Raw genomic sequence first — 16,331 nt, forward strand, 5'->3', positions numbered from 1 at the left:
ACTCAAGCACCGCCAGCACAGGTCCGCAATATGTCGAGCGGAACTCGCAAATATTTGACAGTCGAGAGACGGATGGGCGTGTGGTCAGCCGCGTGCCGCCTGTGCCGTCGACCCCCGTACCACCAACTCCGGCTCGAACAAAAGCTCTTCGGACGGGGCCGCGCTCCCGGCGATCTGCAGGGTGAGGATCTCGACGGCGGCCCGGCCCATCGCCTCGATCGGCTGGCGGACCGTGGTGAGGGGCGGCTCGGTGCAGTTCATGAACGCCGAGTCGTCGAAGCCGACCACCGAGACGTCCCGCGGCACGTCGAGTCCGCGTCTGCGCGCCGCGCGCACCGCGCCGAGCGCGAGCGGGTCGCTGGCGCAGACGATGCCGGTGACCCCGGACTCCAGGAGCCGGGTCGCGGCCGCCTGGCCGCCCTCCAGCGAGAACATCGCCCGCGCCACCCGCTCGTCGGTGAGCGGCGCGCCCGCCGCGTCGGCGAGGGCACGGGCCGCGGCCAGCTTGCGCTGCGAGGGCATGTGGTCGGCGGGGCCGAGCACCAGGCCGATGCGTTCGTGACCGAGCGAGACGAGGTGGCGCCAGGCCTGCTCGACGGCCACGGCGTCGTCGCACGACACCGCGGGGAAGCCGAGGCGCTCTATCGCCGCGTTCACCAGGACCACCGGGATGTTGCGCGCGGCGAGCAGCTTGTAGTGCTCGTGCGGCGCGTCCGCCTGCGCGTACAGACCGCCCGCGAAGACCACGCCCGACACCTGCTGCTGAAGCAGCAAGTCCACGTAGTCGGCTTCCGATACGCCGCCCTTGGTCTGCGTGCACAGCACGGGGGTGAGCCCCTGCTGGGCGAGCGAGCCACCGATGACCTCGGCGAACGCGGGGAAGATCGGGTTCTGCAGCTCCGGAAGCACAAGCCCGACGAGCCGCGCGCGCTCGCCGCGCAACTGCGTCGGACGCTCGTAGCCGAGCACGTCGAGGGCCGAGAGCACGGCCTGGCGGGTGGGCTCCGAGACGCCAGGCTTGTTGTTGAGCACCCGGCTGACCGTGGCCTCGCTGACCCCGACCTTCTTGGCCACTTGAGCAAGTCGTCGCGTCATGCACGCAAGATTAGCGCAAGCCTTGCTATCCGCTTGCGCGCCGCCATTTGCGCAGGCTCACCAGCTCGCGCGGCGGCGTGAGCCTGCTGCCGACCTCCGTGTACGACACCTCCGCGGCGTAGACGCTGCCTTCGGAGTCCACGGCGACGCTGTGCAGCCAGTTGAACTGCTCGGGCGCCTCGCCGGGGAGTTCGGCGCCGAAACGCGTGACCCGCCGCCCCTCCCGGTCGTAGATCTGGATCTTGTGTCCCAGGCCGGGAACGCCCCGCTGCACCGGCGCGGGACCCTGCTCGGCGACGTACACGTGGGTGTCCGCGCCCCGGCCCGCGCACACGGCGACCGCCTTGTGGGCGTGCCAGGACGTGCGGAACGCGCCGTCCAGGGAGAAGACCTGCACCCGGTGGTTCTCGCGGTCGCAGACGATCACCGCGTCGTCGCCGAACAGGGCGACGCCGTGCGGCAGGCTGAACCGGCCCTCGTCGGTGCCGGGTCCGCCCCAGGACATCAGGTGGGTGCCCCGGGCGTCGTAGCGGTGGATGCGGGAGTTGCCGTAGCCGTCGGACACGAAGACGTCGCCGGTGAGGGGCGATATCGCCACGTCGGTGGGGCGGTTGAAGGGCTCGCCGCTCTGGAAGCCGGACGGGCGCCCGGTGCCCAGGGTGAGCAGGGTGTTGCCCTTGCGGTCGGTCTTGGTGATCCGGTTGCCGATGTCGTCCACGAGCCAGAGGTGGTCCTCGTGGTCGACGGTGATGGCGTGCGCGCGCTGGAAGCGGCAGCCCTGCCAGCGCGGCATCGCGTTGCCGTAGGGGTCCTCGAACACCTCCGTCCCGGCGAACGGGGTGTCGTTGCCCCACATGTCGACGACGTGTCCGTCCCGGTCGAGGACAAGGACGGGCATGTTGCCGCGGTTGAAGACGTAGACGCGGTCCTCGGAGTCGACGGCGACGGAGGTCGCCTCCTTCAGCCACACACCGTGCGGGATCCTGGCCCAGAAGGGCACGGGTTCGTACACGGTCGCATCGGTCGCGGGTCCGACAGCCAACGGTCCTCCCAGGACGGGCCGGCCCGGATCATAGGACGGCCGCCCCGCCCGGCGACAGGGGGCGACGGCCGCTCACGGCGCCGCGTTCATCAGGTCCAGCGCGCTCTGCTGACGCGCCGCGTCCACCTTGTCCAGCGGGCCGTACCAGCGAAGCCCGTACTGGTGGAGCGCGTTGCGGTCGGCGGCGTACGCGGTGTCCGCCTGACGTTTGAGGTATGCGTCGTAGGGGCGGCCCGGCAGCGCGGCGTTCAGTTTGGCCAGGCCGCGCACATGGGCGCCCTTGAACGACGGCCCGTCGGCGCCGCAGTCACCCGACTCGCACGGATCGCGCAGGACGCCCGTGCCGGTGTGCAGCGAGGGGGCGGTGGTGGCGGCGTCGGCGATGCGGCGGGCCGCCGCCAGGGGCGCGGGGTCGCCGCTCGCGCGGTGCAGTTCGGTGAGGGCGCCGAGCAGCACGCCCTGGTTGTAGGACCAGACGGCCTGGCCGTTGTTGCGGCAGGTGCCGAGGTCGATGCCGTCGTTCACCAGGTCCGAGCCGTTGACCATGCCCGTGCCCTGGAACCAGGACCAGCCCGCCCGCGCCCGCGCCAGATACGTGGTGTCGCCCGCGAGCCGGTTGTGGAGCGCCGCGTTGAGCTGGATGTAGAGGGAGTTGGCGATCGCGTTCTTGTACGTCTTCGCGGTGGACCACCACACTCCGCCGCCGCAGGTGTTGTCCCAGTACGCGGCCATGTGGTCGGCGTCGGCCCGCGCGGTGTCGAGATAGCGCCGGTCCCCGGTCAGGTCGTACGCCGCCACCCAGGCAAGGCCCCACCAGCCGGTGTCGTCGATGTAGTCGTTGCGGAACTGGCCCAGGTGCGCGCCGAGTTGGCGGTCGTAGGTGTGCGCGATGGCGTACCGGTAACTGCCCATCCCCGTCACGCGGATGTTGTCGACGACCGCGTGCAGGGCGTTGGCGGAGTTCCACCAGCCGGTGGTGGCGAACAGGCCGGTGCCGTTGTCGTACGACATCATCTGCGCGGTCGCCGCGGCGGTGCGCCGATTGCCCGCGTTCCAGGTCGTCCGGGCCCAGGCCGTGCAGGCGATGTCGGGGCGGTCGCCCGCCTTGCCGCAGGCCCGCAGCGCGCCCACGCCCCGGTTGTTCCAGTCGTCGACGTTGTACATCTGCGTACGCCGGCCGCGCTGACCCGCGGGAACGGAGGTGAGGCCGAGCCTGCTGCCCGAACTCCAGGTCCGGCCGCCGTCGAAGGACCGGTCGAGCCACACCTGGTCCCCGGGGCTGCCGCTGCCGATCGAGGCCCAGCCCATGGCGTCCTCGTCGTCGAAGTGCAGGGTGATGTTCCGGGAGAAGAGGGTGGTGGAGACGGGGGTGCGGTCGCCGGGGGAGAGGGCGGGGTCGCGGGCGTCGCAGTGTTTGTTGCAGATGGGGGCTCGGGGCTGCTCGGGTTCCGGGGCGGGCGCTGTGGCCGCCGCCGGTGCCGCTGCCCTGGCCGCCGCGGGTGCCTCCGTCGTGGCCGCCGCCGGTGCCTCCGTCGTGGCCGCCGCGGGGGCGGACGCCGTGCCTGCGACCATCAGCGACAACCCGAGCAACCCGGCCACGACTCCCGATCCATGCCTCATGTGTTCAGTGTCCACTTCTGGTTGCCGCCGCCGGAGCAGCTCCAGATCTGTGTCGGTGTGCCGTCCGCCGGATTGTTGTCGAGCACGTCCAGGCATTTGTCGGCGGACAGGTTGACCACGTCGCGCGTCGCGGAGTTGTACGACCAGCGCTGGGCGCCGCTGCCGTCGCAGTCCCACAGTTGCACCCGCGTGCCGTCGCCGGTGCCGCCGCCGGCCGCGTGCAGGCACTTGCCGAGGGCGCGGACGGTGCCGTCGGTGCCCACGGTCCAGCGCTGGGCGCCGGACTGGTTGCAGGTGTACAGCTGCACGGGCGTGCCGTTGGCGGTGTTCGCGCCCGCCACGTCGAGGCACTTGCCCGCGAGTCCGGTGAGCGTGCCGGTGTTGCCACCTCCGCCCGAGCCGGTGAAACGTACGTAGTCGACGACGAGTTGCTGCGGGAAGACCGTCGAGCCGTCGGGGTCGCCGGGCCAGTAGCCGCCGACGGCCAGGTTGAGAATGAGGAAGAACGGCTTGTTGAACACCCACTGCCTGCCGCCGAGGTCGGCGGGCGTGCGGCGCTGGTAGACGTTGCCGTCGACGGACCACGTGATGGAGTCCGGCGACCAGTCCACGGCGAAGGTGTGGAAGGCGTCGGCGAACGCCTGCCCGCCCGGCAGGGAGTACGCGGCGCCGATGCCGCCGCTGCCCGAGTAGCCGGGCCCGTGGATCGTGCCGTGCACCGTCGAGGGCTCGAAGCCGACGTTCTCCATGACGTCGATCTCACCGCTGTTGGGCCAGCCGATCTGCCCGATGTCATGGCCGAGCATCCAGAACGCGGGCCACATGCCCTGGCCGCGCGGCACCTTCATGCGGGCCTCGACGTGCCCGTACGCCTGCGTGAACCTGCCCGCCGTGTTCAGCCGGGCCGAGGTGTACTCGCAACGGCCGTACCAGCACTGGTAGTTGCCCGGGTTCTCGCGCCGCGCCGTGATGACGAGCTGGCCCTGCCCGTTGAGCGCGGCGTTCGCGTTCCCCGCCGTGTAGTACTGCCGCTCGTGGTTGTTGACGTTGTCGCCGGTCTCGGTCTGCCACTTGCCGCCGTCGACGGCGGACCCGGCGGGACCGTCGAAGTTGTCCTCGAAGGTGGCGGCCGCTCCCATGTCCCGCGGCTTCGGCTCGGCGGCCGAGGCCGGGGCGAGCCCGGGAGCGGTGACCAGGGCCGAGACCGTGAGGAGAACGGCCAGGCCGCCCCGGAGGGCGCGTCCGGGAGTCCGTGAGGAGAAGCGTCCGGGAGTCCGTAAGGAGCGAGCTGTCCGCAACGAGAGCGCGGAGCACCGTGAGGGCATGAGACTCGCCTCGATCTCTGGGTCCGAGTGCTGGTCCGTACCTGTCTTCGTGTCTTCGTGGGCAGTGAAGCGGCTTGACGGGGTCGTGTCAACGAGTCGAGTTCACGCCTTGGCATAAGCCGTACGACCCGCGCGGCGCCCACCCCGTACGGTCCAGCACCACGTGCCGTCCCCCGTGCGGCCCGCTGCAATGGACAGGTGACCGCGCCTCCGGACGACTGCCTCGCGCGCAACGAGTGGATCTGCGGCGAGTATCTGAGCACCCGCCGCGAGATCCTCGTCGACGCCGTCCTGCAGCACCTGGAGCTGACCGCGCTCTCCGTCCTGATCGCGCTCGCCATCGCCCTGCCGCTGGCCGTCCTCGCCCGCCGCTGGGGCCTCGCCGCGGGACCGGTGCTCGCGGTCACCACGGTCCTCTACACGATCCCGTCGCTCGCGATGTTCTCGCTGCTGCTTCCGGTGTACGGCCTGTCGGAGACGCTGGTCATCGCGGGCCTCGTCCTGTACTCGCTGACACTGCTCGTCCGGAACATCCTCGCCGGCCTGCGCTCCGTGCCCGAGGACACCCGGCAGGCCGCGCGCGGCATGGGCTACGGCCCCATCCGGATGCTCCTGACCGTCGAGCTGCCGCTGGCCCTGCCCGCCGCCATGGCGGGCCTGCGCATCGCGACCGTCTCGGCGGTCTCGCTGGCCACCGTCGGCGCGATCGTCGGCTTCGGCGGCCTCGGCAACCTCATCTACTCCGGCATGAACACGTACTTCAAGGCCCAGGTCCTCACCGCCTCCGCGCTCTGTGTGGTCATCGCCGTCCTCGCCGACCTGCTGCTGCTCGGCGTACAGCGCCTCCTCACGCCCTGGACGAGGGCGGCCCGCGGATGAAGACCCTGACCGACGCCTGGGACTGGCTCACCGACTCCGCGCACTGGGCGGGCGACGACGGCATCTGGCACCGGCTCACCCAGCACCTCGTCCTCACCGTCGTGTGCCTGCTGATCAGCTGCCTCATCGCGCTGCCCGTCGCGCTCGTGCTCGGCCACCTCGGCAGGGGCGGCGCCCTCGCGGTGAACATCTCCAACGTCGGGCGCGCCGTGCCGACCTTCGCGGTGCTCGTCCTGCTGCTCCTCACCCCGATCGGGGACTGGGGCGAGGGCCCCACCGTGGTCGCCCTGGTGCTGTTCGCCGTGCCGCCGCTGCTCACCAACGCGTACGTCGGCATGCGCGGCGTCGACCGCGGCATCGTGCAGGCCGCGCGCGGGATGGGCATGACGGGGCGGCAGATGCTGTGGCGCGTCGAGGCGCCGCTCGCGCTGCCGCTGATCATGAGCGGGGTGCGGATCGCCGCCGTGCAGCTCGTCGCCACCGCCACCATCGCGGCCCTCGCGGGCGGCGGCGGACTCGGCCGCATCATCACGGCGGGCTTCAACCTGGCCAGCACACCGCAGGTGGTGGCGGGCGCGGTGCTCGTCGCCGTGTTCGCCCTCCTCGTGGAGGGCGTCTTCGAGGCCGCGGAGCGCCTTGCGCCCGGGTGGGCGCGGAAGTCGGGGAAGGGGTGAGCCGCGTGACTGAGGCGAACGCGGGGCGGGCCGCGCGCGGGCGGACCTGGCGCGCCCGGTGCGCCGTGCTGCTCGCGGCCGTCGCCCTTCTCGCCTCCGGCTGCGACTCGGGCCCATCGCTTGAGACCCAGAACGAGGTCACCGCGCCGCCCGGCGACAGCAAGCACCTCGTCGTCGGCTCCGCCGGTTTCACGGAGAGCGACCTGATCGCGCAGATGTACGCGCTGCTCCTGGACAAGGCCGGATACGACACGGAGATCCTGTCCGTCGCCAACCGCGAACTGTACGAACCCGCCCTGGAGTCGGGGCAGATCGACGTCGTGCCCGAGTACGCGGCCACGTTCGCGGACTGGCTCAACGCCAAGGTCAACGGAGCCGACGCGAAGCCCGTCGGATCGCCCGACCTCGACGCCACCATGAAGGCCCTGCGCAAGCTCTCCGTGCCGCGCGGCCTGACCGTCCTCGACCCGGGCAGGGCCGTCGACCAGAACGCGTTCGCGGTCGCCAAGTCCTACGCACGGCAGCACCGTCTGAAGACCCTCAGCGACCTCGGCAGGTCCGGCCTGAAGGTCCGGCTCGCCGCGGGTGACGAGTGCGTACAGCGTCCCTACTGCGAGCCGGGCCTGAAGAAGGTCTACGGCATCGACGTCACCGGCGTCGACCCCAAGGGCGTCGGCACCACGCAGGCCAAGAAGGCCGTCCAGAGCGGCCAGGACCAGATGGTCCTCACCACCACGACGGACGCCACGCTCGACGAGTTCGGCCTCGTCCTCCTGGCCGACGACAAGCACCTGCAGAACGCCGACTACATCGTCCCCGTCGTCAACCGCTCCCGCGCGGGCAGCAAGGGCGTCGCCCACGCCCTGGCCCGCCTCAACACGGTCCTCACGACGAAGGACCTCGCGGACCTCAACCGCCAGGTGGACAGCTGGCGCAGACTCCCGGAGGACGTGGCGAAGAAGTACCTGGAGGACAAGGGGCTGCTGTAGGCGTGGGGCGGGGCGATCGCCCGCTCTCGGCTGATTGGAGCAGCGCCGCGCGCAGGTTCCCGGCCGGCAGATGAAGCTGGACGTCCCCGCCCCGCACCTGCTTCAGGAGACCCCGTGCCAGCTCCCCGCTCCCCGAAGGCCCGCCTGCCCCTTGTCGCGCTGCTGGCCGCAGTCTGCACGGCCGGCCTGGTGCACGCCCCGGCCCGGGCCGAGCAGGTCCCCGCCGACGACCACCGCGCACTGCGACGGCAGTTGCAGGAACTGACCACCGCGCCCGGCGGACCGCCCGGAGCGATCGCCGTCCTCGAGCGCGGGCCCCACGCCGAGGTCTACCGGGCCGGCGTCGCCGAGACCGGCACCGACCGCCCGGTCGAGGCCACCGACCACATGCGCATCGCCAGTACCGCCAAGGCGTACAGCGGCGCGGTCTCCCTCCAGCTCGTCGACTACGGGAGGCTGCGTCTGAACGACACCATCGGCAAGGTGCTTCCCCGGCTGCCGCACGCATGGCACGGGGTCACGCTGCGTCAGCTCCTGAACCACACCAGCGGGCTGCCGGACTTCAGCGCGGACGCGGAGTTCCTGGACCTGGTGACCGAGAACCCGCGCCGCCGCTTCGATTCCCGCCGGCTCCTCGACTTCGTGGCCGACGAGCCGTTGGCGTTCCGCCAGGGGGCCCGGTACGCCTACTCCAACTCCGACAACATCGCCGTGGCGCTGATGGCGGAGGCGGTGACGGGCAGCCGCTACGAGGATCTGCTCGACCGGCTCGTCCAGCACCCGTTGGCTCTGCGCGACACCAGCCTGCCGCAGGGACACCGGATGCCCGAGCCGTACATGCACGGCTACGACGTCACCCCGCCGGACCCGCCCGCCGACGTCAGCGAGGTGCTGAGTGCGTCGGGCGTGTGGGCATCGGGCGGGATCATCTCGACGCCGAAGGACATGACGTCCTTCATCCGCGGCTACGCGGGCGGAGAGCTGATCTCCGATCGAACCCGCCACCAGCAGCTGAACTGGGTGAACGGCGCGTCCGAACCGGCGGGCCCCGGACAGAACAAGGCCGGTCTGGCCCTCTTCCGTTACACCACCCGCTGCGGCGTGGTGTACGGCCACACGGGCAACTTCCCGGGCTACACCCAGCTGATCGCGGCCACCCCGGACGGCGAGCGATCGCTGACCTTCTCCCTCACCACCCAGGTCAACAAGAAGAACAAGCCGCGCCTGCTGGAGCGGCTGCGGGCCGTGCAGGAGAACTTCGTCTGCGCGCTGCTGCGCAAGCGGTAGGACACCTGTCAGCCCCGTGTCAGGGGCGCTACCCCGCGTACTGGTGGTGAGCGCCGAAGACGCGCCCCGCGCTACGCGTCGGCCACCGAGTCGAACTCCACGTCCCCCCGCCCCACCCCGTGCGCGTCCGCGTCCACCGACCGCCGCAGCGCCTCGTGCAGCTTCGCCGGGGTGAGGACGCCGACGAAGCGGGCGCCGTCCACGACGGCGACCCAGCCCGCGTCGTGCTGGAGCATCATGCCGAAGGCCTGCTTCAGCGGGGTGCCGACGGGGACCCAGGCGTTCATGCGGTGCGCCAGGTCGCCGACCGTGGCCCCGTCGCCGGCGAGGGCGACCTCGTCGACGCCTACCCAGCCGTGCAGGTCCCCGTCGGCGTTCAGGACCATCGCCCAGCGGGAGTCGTCCGCGCGCAGCCGGGCCGCGGCCTGCGCGGCGGGCTCCTCGAAGCGGGCGACGGGCGGCTGCTCCAGGTCGTCGGCCTCGATCTCGGTGACGGAGAGCCGCTTCAGACCCCGGTCGGCGCCCACGAACTCGGCCACGTACGGCGTCGCGGGCGTGCCGAGGACCGTGCCCGGGGTGTCGAACTGCTCGATGCGCCCCTGCCCGTACACCGCGACGCGGTCCCCGAGCCGCACGGCCTCCTCGATGTCGTGGGTGACCATCAGGACGGTCTTGCGCACGGTCCGCTGGAGGTTCAGGAACTCGTTCTGCAGATGCTCGCGCACCACCGGGTCGACGGCGCCGAACGGCTCGTCCATCAGGAGCACCGGGGGATCGGCGGCGAGCGCGCGGGCCACGCCCACGCGCTGGCGCTGCCCGCCGGACAACTGCTCCGGGTAGCGCGCCCCGTACGTCTTGGGGTCGAGCCCCACCAGGTCGAGCAGCTCGGCGGCGCGCGCCCGTGCCTTGGCCCGCTTCCAGCCGACGAGGGCGGGCACGGTGGCCGTGTTGTCGAGGACGGTGCGGTGCGGGAAGAGGCCGACCTGCTGGATGACGTAGCCGATGCGGCGGCGAAGGCGCACCGGGTCGACGCCCGCGATGTCCTCGCCGTTGACGTAGATCCGGCCCGCGGTCGGCTCGATCAGCCGGTTCACCATCATCATCGTGGTCGTCTTGCCGCAGCCGGACGGACCGACGAGCGTGACCAGCTCTCCCTCGGCGACCTCGAAGGAGAGGTCGTCCACGGCCGTCGTGCCGTCCGGGTAGCGCTTGGTCACCTGCTCGAACCGGATCATTCCCTCACGCTAACCGCGCGTGATCGTCCCCGCACACGCTCAGTCGGCGCCGGTCACCAGGACCACCTCCAGGGTGCGCGGCCCGTGCACGCCCTCGACGCGGTCGAGTTCGATGTCGCTGGTCGCGGAAGGCCCGGAGATCCAGGTGAGCGGACGCGCGGGGTCGAGCCGTTCGAGGGCCTGTGGCACGGACGAGACGACCTGGTCGGGTACGCGTACGACGCAGATGTGGTGGTCGGGGATCAGGGTGATGCGGCGGCGGCCCTGGTCCGGGGAGCCGTCGAGGACGAGGGTGCCGGTCTCGGCGATCGCGACCGCGCAGCCGGTGACGACGGCGTCGGCCTTGTCGAGCTGGGCGGGGGTGCTCGCGGCCCGGTCGTGGATGCGGACGGGGTCGGCGGCGGCCAGCCACCACGGCGGCAGGGCGGGCGGCACGAGGATGTTCTGGGCGCCGCTCTCGGCAAGGAGTCGCATCAGCAGCAGCGGCAGTTCCTCGCCGTCCGTGCGGTGGACGATCGCCCGGTAGTCGGCGAGGTTCTCGGCGAGCAGGTCGACGGTCTGCTCGGTGGTGCGCGCGCCGTGCTCGCGCAGATAGCCGCGGTCGACGGCCGCCTCATATTCTTCGTACGGCTCCGGGGTGCGGCCCGCCGCGTCGCCGAGGGCGCGGCGTACGCGTCCGAGGATGATGTCCCGACTGCTCACGCGCCGCTCCCCGTTTTCTTTCCGTGCTGCTGCCCCTGCCCGCCGTCGTCCCGTCCGCCGCGGGTGCGCTGCCACCAGTCCCGGAACGATTCGCCCGGCACCTTCGGCAGGTCCCGCGTCGCGCTCCACGCCCGGCCGGGCCCCGGCAGCGTACGCGGATGCACCCGGCGGGTGCGGGCCGCGAGCCGCTGACCGGCGCGCAGCAGTCCGGGCCTGGCGAACACCATGCCCGCCGCGCGCATCGCGGCGCGCTCGGCCGCGTGTCCCTGGGCGGGCTTGAGGGTCACCTTCGCGCCGTGGCGGGTGAACTCGCCGCCCTGGACGACGCGTTCGCGCAGATGGACGAGGACCTCGGGGATGTCGATGGCGACCGGGCACACCTCGTAGCAGGCGCCGCAGAGGCTGGAGGCGTAGGGCAGCGAGGCGTCGATCTCGCTGGCGGTGCCGCGCAGTTGAGGGCTGAGGATGGCGCCGATCGGCCCGGGGTAGACCGAGCCGTAGGCGTGGCCGCCCGCCCGCTCGTAGACGGGGCACACGTTCAGGCAGGCGGAGCAGCGGATGCAGCGCAGGGCCTGGCGGCCGACGTCGTCGGCGAGGGTGTCGGTGCGGCCGTTGTCGAGCAGGACGAGGTGGAAGGTCTGCGGGCCGTCGCCGTCCGTCGTGCCGGTCCACGTCGACGTGTACGGGTTCATGCGCTCGGCGGTCGAGGAGCGCGGCAGGGTCTGGAGGAAGACCTCCAGGTCGCGCCAGGTCGGCACGATCTTCTCGATGCCGACGACGGAGATCAGCGTCTCGGGCAGCGTCAGGCACATGCGGCCGTTGCCCTCGGACTCCACGACCACCAGGGTGCCGGTCTCGGCGACCATGAAGTTCGCCCCGGAGACGCCGACCTTGGCGCGCAGGAACTTCTCCCGCAGATGAAGCCGGGCCGCCTCGGCGAGCTCGGCGGGCGCGTCCGTGAGGTGCTCGGGGGCGGGGCGGCCCCAACTCCCCATCTCCCGCGCGAAGATGTCGCGGATCTCGCCGCGGTTGCGGTGGATGGCGGGGACGAGGATGTGCGAGGGGCGGTCCTTGCCGAGCTGCACGATGAGTTCGGCGAGGTCGGTCTCGTAGGCGCGGATGCCTGCGGCTTCCAGGGCTTCGTTGAGGCCGATCTCCTGCGTGGCCATCGACTTGACCTTGACGACTTCGGCCTCGCCGGTGTCCTTGACCAGGCCGGTGACGATCCGGTTGGCCTCGTCGGCGTCGGCGGCCCAGTGGACGGTGCCGCCCGCCGCGGTGACCGTCTCCTCAAGGCGCACCAGGTAGTGGTCGAGGTGGCGCAGCGTGTGGTCCTTGATCTGCTTGCCCGCCTCGCGCAGCCGCGCCCAGTCGTCGAGTTCGGCGACCGCCTTCGCGCGCTTGTCGCGGATGGTGTGGGTGGCGTGGCGGAGGTTCGCGCGCAGCGTTGCGTTGCCGACGGCTTGGTGCGCGGCTTTCGGGAACGCCGGCATTCCCACGAACGTGCCGCTCATGACCAGGGCTCCTCTTCCGTGCTCGCCAGGATCTCCGCGATGTGCACCGGCCGCATCGCCGTCCGCAGCCGCGCCATCGTGCCGCCGAGGTGCATCAGGCAGGAGTTGTCCGCCGCGCACAGCACCTCCGCGCCCGTCGACTCGGCGTTGCGCACCTTGTCCGCGCCCATGGCCGCCGATACATCGGAGTTCTTCACCGCGAACGTGCCGCCGAAGCCGCAGCACTCCGCCGCCCCCGGCAGCTCCGTCAGTTCAAGTCCCTTGACCGCCGAGAGCAGCCGCTCCGGCCGGTCGCCGAGGCCGAGGGAGCGCAGTCCGTGGCAGGTCGGGTGGTACGTCACGGTGTGCGGGTAGTACGCGCCCACGTCCGTCACGCCCAGCACGTCCACCAGGAACTCCGTCAGTTCGTACGTCCTCGGTACCACCGGCGCGAGGGTGCGGGCGAGGCCGTCGCCGCGGCCCTCCGCGCGGGCGCGCTCACCCATCCGCGGATACAGCTCCCGCACCATCGCCCCGCACGATCCGGACGGCGTCACGATGGCCTCGTACTCCCCGAAGACATCGGAGAAATGCCGGGCAAGAGGCTCCGCCTGGTGGCGGTAGCCGGTGTTGTAGTGGGCCTGCCCGCAACACGTCTGCGCCGCTGGGAAGTCCACGTCGACACCCAGTCTGGTCAGGAGTTTCACCACGGCTCGGCCCGTGTCGGGATAGAGCGTGTCGTTGACACACGTCAGGAACAGAGCGACGCGCAACGCTGGTTCCTCCTCGTCGGTCATCGGATGCCTGCCCAAGCGTAATCTGGCGAGGGCGCTCTGGGCAGGGGGTGCCGGAACGTTTACCTGGAGGAGTCGCGTTGAGCCAGTCGTACCGTCAGCCGGGAGTCGTGCTCACTGATCGGCGGTTCAGTGTGCCGTTGGATCACGACGCGCCGGGCGGTGAGCGGATCGAGGTGTTCGCGCGGGAGTGCGTCGCGGCGGGGCGCGAGGACGCCGAGCTGCCGTGGCTGGTGTATCTCCAGGGCGGGCCCGGCTTCGGCGCCAACCGGTTCAGCGGCAAGCAGGCGTGGCTCGGCCGCGCGCTGCGCGACTACCGGGTGCTGCTCCTCGACCAGCGCGGCACCGGCAGCTCCACCCCCGCCAACCGGCAGACGCTGCCGCTGCGCGGCGGACCCCGCGAACAGGCCGACTACCTGGCGCACTTCCGCGCCGACGCGATCGTGCGCGACTGCGAGGCGATCCGTACGGAGGTGACCGGCGGCGCGCCGTGGACGGTCCTCGGCCAGAGCTTCGGCGGCTTCTGCGCCACGCACTACCTGTCGTCCGCGCCCGAGGGCCTGCGGGCGGCGCTGCTCACCGGCGGCCTGCCGACGCTCGACGGACACGCGGACGACGTCTACCGCACCGCGTACCCCCGTATGGAGCGCAAGTCCCTCGCGCACTACGCGCGTTACCCCATGGACGCCGAGCGGGCCCGCCGCATCGCCGAGCACGTCGCCGAGCACGAGCCCGTCCTGCCCGGCGGCTACCGGCTCACCGTCGAGGCCTTCCAGTCCCTCGGCATCCTGCTCGGCACCGGTGACGGCAGCCACCGTCTGCACTACCTCCTGGAGGACGCCTTCGTGCGCACCCCGGCGGGCCACACCCTGTCGGACGCCTTCCAGGAATCCGTGCTCGGGCTCCTCTCGTACGCCGCCGCGCCGCTGTACGCCCTGCTGCACGAGGCGTGCTACGGGCAGGGCGGCCGGCCCACCGCCTGGTCCGCCGAGCGGGTGCGCGCCGACTTCCACCGCTTCGACGCGGGCAAGAGCCTCGCGGACGGCTCCCCGCTGCTGTTCACCGGCGAGGCCGTGCAGCGCTGGATGTTCGACTCCGACCCCGCCCTGCGCCCGCTGCGCGAGACCGCCGACCTCCTCGCCGAACGCACCGACTGGGCGCCGCTGTACGACACCGCGCGCCTCGCCGCGAACGACGTCCCCGTCGCGGCCGCCGTCTACCACGACGACATGTTCGTCGACACCGAGCACTCCCTGGAGACCGCCCGCACCATCCGGGGCGTGCGCACGTGGGTCACGGACGAGTACGAGCACGACGGGCTGCGGGTGAGCGGGCCGCGGGTGCTCGACAGGCTGCTCGGCCTGGTGCGCGGCGAGATCTGAGCCTTTCCGGAAGTCCGAGCCTTCGCGGGAGGAGCGCCGGCCCCGTTCCTCCCTCCCTGCCTCCCGTACGAACTCCCGTACGTGGGCGAGCTGCTCGCGGATAGGCTGCCGCCATGACCGAAGACGCAGCCGACCAGCAGCGACACAGTGCCGCCGAGCCCGAGCAGCTCGCCCCCATGCCCGAGGACTGGCAGCGGGCCCTCGCCGTGGTCGCCCACCCGGACGATCTGGAGTACGGCTGCTCGGGCGCGATCGCCTCGTGGACGGACGCCGGGCGCGAGGTGGTGTACCTGCTCGCGACGCGCGGCGAGGCGGGCATCGACACCATCGCGCCCGCCGACGCGGCGCCGCTGCGCGAGCGGGAGCAGCGGGCGAGCGCCGCCGTCGTCGGCGTGGAGACCGTCGAATTCCTCGACCACTCCGACGGCGTCATCGAGTACGGCACGGCGCTGCGCCGCGACATCGCCGCCGCCATCCGCAGACACCGGCCCGAGTTGGTGATCACCCTCAACCACCGCGACACCTGGGGCGGAGTCGCCTGGAACACCCCGGACCATGTCGCCGTCGGCCGCGCCACGCTGGACGCGGCGTCCGACGCGGGCAACCGCTGGATCTTTTCCCGAGCTGAAGGAGCAGGGCCTCGAACCGTGGGACGGGGTGCGCTGGGTCGCCGTCGCGGGCACGGACCGGCCGACCCACGCGGTGGACGCGAGGCCGGGCATGGAGCGCGCCATACGGTCCCTGCTCGAACACCGCGCGTACATCGAAGTCCTCACCGAAGAGGACCCCGAGAAGTACTGCCGCACCTTCCTCAGCGGCTTCGCCGAGCAACTGGCCCCCCGCTTCGGCGGAAAGCCGGCGGTGGCGTTCGAGGTCTTCAACCGCTGAGCCCCCGCCCATAAACTGACGGTACGTCAGATGCGCTCCATGCGTACCGTCAGCGGGGGAAGTGGGGGTCGAACCGGGTGATCGACACCATCAGCACGGACATCCCGGAGGGTGCGGAGCGCCGCCTGCGCCTCGATGTCGAGGACGGCATAGGCGTCCTCACCCTCTGCCGGCCGGCCAGGCTCAACGCCTGGAGCTGGGAGTCCACCCGTCAACTCGGCCTGTACGCCGACCGGATCCGCTTCGACGACTCCATCCGCGCGGTCCTGCTGCGCGCGGAGGGCCGGGCCTTCTGCGCGGGCATCGACATCTCCGCGCCGGGCGGCGGCATCACAGGCCGCTCGGGCGCGGAGCGAACCCACCGCTACTACGAGGGCATCCGCTGGGCCCACGAGCGCTTCCGCGCCTTCGCGGGCCTGCCGCAGCCGATCGTCGCCGCCGTCCAGGGCTACTGCCTGGGCTTCGGCTTCGAACTCGCCCTCATGGCGGACATCCGCATCGCCGCGGACGACGCCGTGTTCGCGCTCCCCGAGGCCCAACTCGGCGTCTCCGTCGACGCGGGCGGCGACCTGCGCGTGGCCCGCGAGGCAGGCGCCGGCTGGGCCAAGTTCCTGGCCCTCACAGGCCGCCGCATCGACGCCCCCACAGCGGAACGCCTCCACCTAGCCCAACTGGTCGTCCCCCGCCCCGACTTGGACACCACGGCCCGAACGGCAGCCACCGAAATCGCCACCAACGCCCCCCTCGCCGTACGCGCCATCAAACGCAACATCGACACCTACGCCGACGCGAGCCTCGACCGAGCACTCGACCGCGCCGCGATGTCGGCGGCGATCACACTGACTTCGGAGGACGTGGGGGAGAGGGTCGGGGCCAAGGGGGCGGGGCGGGTGGGTGAGTTCGAGGGAAAGTGAGGGTCGCCGCCC

General features: G+C 71.8%; 14 protein-coding genes and 1 pseudogene. 7 read left to right on the forward strand and 8 right to left on the reverse strand.

Annotation, left to right across the window (positions count from 1 at the left end):
• Positions 1-84: 84 nt before the first annotated feature.
• From IEY91_RS20945 to IEY91_RS20960, 4 genes are all read right to left on the reverse strand, one after another.
• Positions 85-1,095 carry a LacI family DNA-binding transcriptional regulator gene (locus IEY91_RS20945; RefSeq protein ID WP_189175202.1) on the reverse strand — a complete coding sequence of 337 codons (1,011 nt, stop codon included), beginning with the start codon at positions 1,093-1,095 and terminating at the stop codon, positions 85-87.
• Between the two features lie 25 nt (positions 1,096-1,120).
• Entirely contained in the window at positions 1,121-2,137 is a 1,017-nt protein-coding gene (locus IEY91_RS20950; protein ID WP_189175203.1) for a peptidyl-alpha-hydroxyglycine alpha-amidating lyase family protein, read from the reverse strand.
• Positions 2,138-2,209: 72 nt separating this feature from the next.
• Positions 2,210-3,757: a glycoside hydrolase family 76 protein gene (locus IEY91_RS20955; protein WP_229697121.1), complete on the reverse strand. Its 1,548-nt coding sequence runs from the start codon at positions 3,755-3,757 to the stop codon at positions 2,210-2,212.
• Positions 3,754-5,082: a ricin-type beta-trefoil lectin domain protein gene (locus tag IEY91_RS20960; RefSeq protein WP_189175204.1), complete on the reverse strand. Its 1,329-nt coding sequence runs from the start codon at positions 5,080-5,082 to the stop codon at positions 3,754-3,756. Before IEY91_RS20960 ends, IEY91_RS20955 begins: the two co-directional genes overlap by 4 nt.
• 198 nt (positions 5,083-5,280) lie before the next feature.
• On the opposite strand from IEY91_RS20960, the gene IEY91_RS20965 reads away from it, so the two are divergent.
• From IEY91_RS20965 to IEY91_RS20980, 4 genes are all read left to right on the forward strand, one after another.
• Positions 5,281-5,961, forward strand: a complete 681-nt coding sequence (locus IEY91_RS20965) for an ABC transporter permease (RefSeq protein WP_164317752.1) — start codon at positions 5,281-5,283, stop codon at positions 5,959-5,961.
• Positions 5,958-6,635, forward strand: coding sequence for an ABC transporter permease (locus IEY91_RS20970; RefSeq protein ID WP_189175205.1), 678 nt, complete (start codon positions 5,958-5,960; stop codon positions 6,633-6,635). Before IEY91_RS20965 ends, IEY91_RS20970 begins: the two co-directional genes overlap by 4 nt.
• A gap of 65 nt (positions 6,636-6,700) precedes the next feature.
• Positions 6,701-7,624 carry an ABC transporter substrate-binding protein gene (locus IEY91_RS20975; RefSeq protein WP_189175320.1) on the forward strand — a complete coding sequence of 308 codons (924 nt, stop codon included), beginning with the start codon at positions 6,701-6,703 and terminating at the stop codon, positions 7,622-7,624.
• A 114-nt stretch (positions 7,625-7,738) separates the two neighbouring features.
• Positions 7,739-8,911 (forward strand): serine hydrolase domain-containing protein, encoded by a 1,173-nt coding sequence (locus IEY91_RS20980; RefSeq protein WP_189175206.1) that lies wholly within the window; start codon positions 7,739-7,741, stop codon positions 8,909-8,911.
• A 71-nt stretch (positions 8,912-8,982) separates the two neighbouring features.
• Here IEY91_RS20980 and IEY91_RS20985 read toward each other — a convergent pair whose 3' ends face one another.
• Genes IEY91_RS20985 through IEY91_RS21000 form a run of 4 tightly spaced genes read right to left on the reverse strand, consistent with a single transcriptional unit; the run spans position 8,983 to position 13,114 of the window.
• Positions 8,983-10,146, reverse strand: a complete 1,164-nt coding sequence (locus IEY91_RS20985; protein WP_164317746.1) for an ABC transporter ATP-binding protein — start codon at positions 10,144-10,146, stop codon at positions 8,983-8,985.
• Between the two features lie 39 nt (positions 10,147-10,185).
• Positions 10,186-10,848, reverse strand: coding sequence for a LutC/YkgG family protein (locus IEY91_RS20990; protein WP_189175207.1), 663 nt, complete (start codon positions 10,846-10,848; stop codon positions 10,186-10,188).
• Positions 10,845-12,362, reverse strand: a complete 1,518-nt coding sequence (locus IEY91_RS20995; RefSeq protein ID WP_189175208.1) for a LutB/LldF family L-lactate oxidation iron-sulfur protein — start codon at positions 12,360-12,362, stop codon at positions 10,845-10,847. Before IEY91_RS20995 ends, IEY91_RS20990 begins: the two co-directional genes overlap by 4 nt.
• The gene (locus tag IEY91_RS21000) at positions 12,359-13,114 is read right to left on the reverse strand and encodes a (Fe-S)-binding protein (protein WP_189175209.1); all 756 of its coding nucleotides are present in this window, start codon (positions 13,112-13,114) and stop codon (positions 12,359-12,361) included. Before IEY91_RS21000 ends, IEY91_RS20995 begins: the two co-directional genes overlap by 4 nt.
• Before the next feature lie 101 nt (positions 13,115-13,215).
• Between IEY91_RS21000 and IEY91_RS21005 the strand changes: the two genes are divergently transcribed.
• The 3 genes and pseudogenes from IEY91_RS21005 (at position 13,216) to IEY91_RS21015 (ending at position 16,319) form a co-directional block, all read left to right on the forward strand.
• Positions 13,216-14,517: an alpha/beta fold hydrolase gene (locus tag IEY91_RS21005; RefSeq protein ID WP_189175210.1), complete on the forward strand. Its 1,302-nt coding sequence runs from the start codon at positions 13,216-13,218 to the stop codon at positions 14,515-14,517.
• A gap of 113 nt (positions 14,518-14,630) precedes the next feature.
• Positions 14,631-15,405, forward strand: a pseudogene (locus IEY91_RS21010) (PIG-L deacetylase family protein).
• 77 nt (positions 15,406-15,482) lie between these two features.
• Entirely contained in the window at positions 15,483-16,319 is an 837-nt protein-coding gene (locus IEY91_RS21015) for an enoyl-CoA hydratase/isomerase family protein (RefSeq protein WP_189175211.1), read from the forward strand.
• The last annotated feature ends 12 nt before the right edge of the window (positions 16,320-16,331 follow it).

It is taken from the genome of Streptomyces lasiicapitis (assembly GCF_014646335.1).
GTDB lineage: Bacteria > Actinomycetota > Actinomycetes > Streptomycetales > Streptomycetaceae > Streptomyces > Streptomyces lasiicapitis.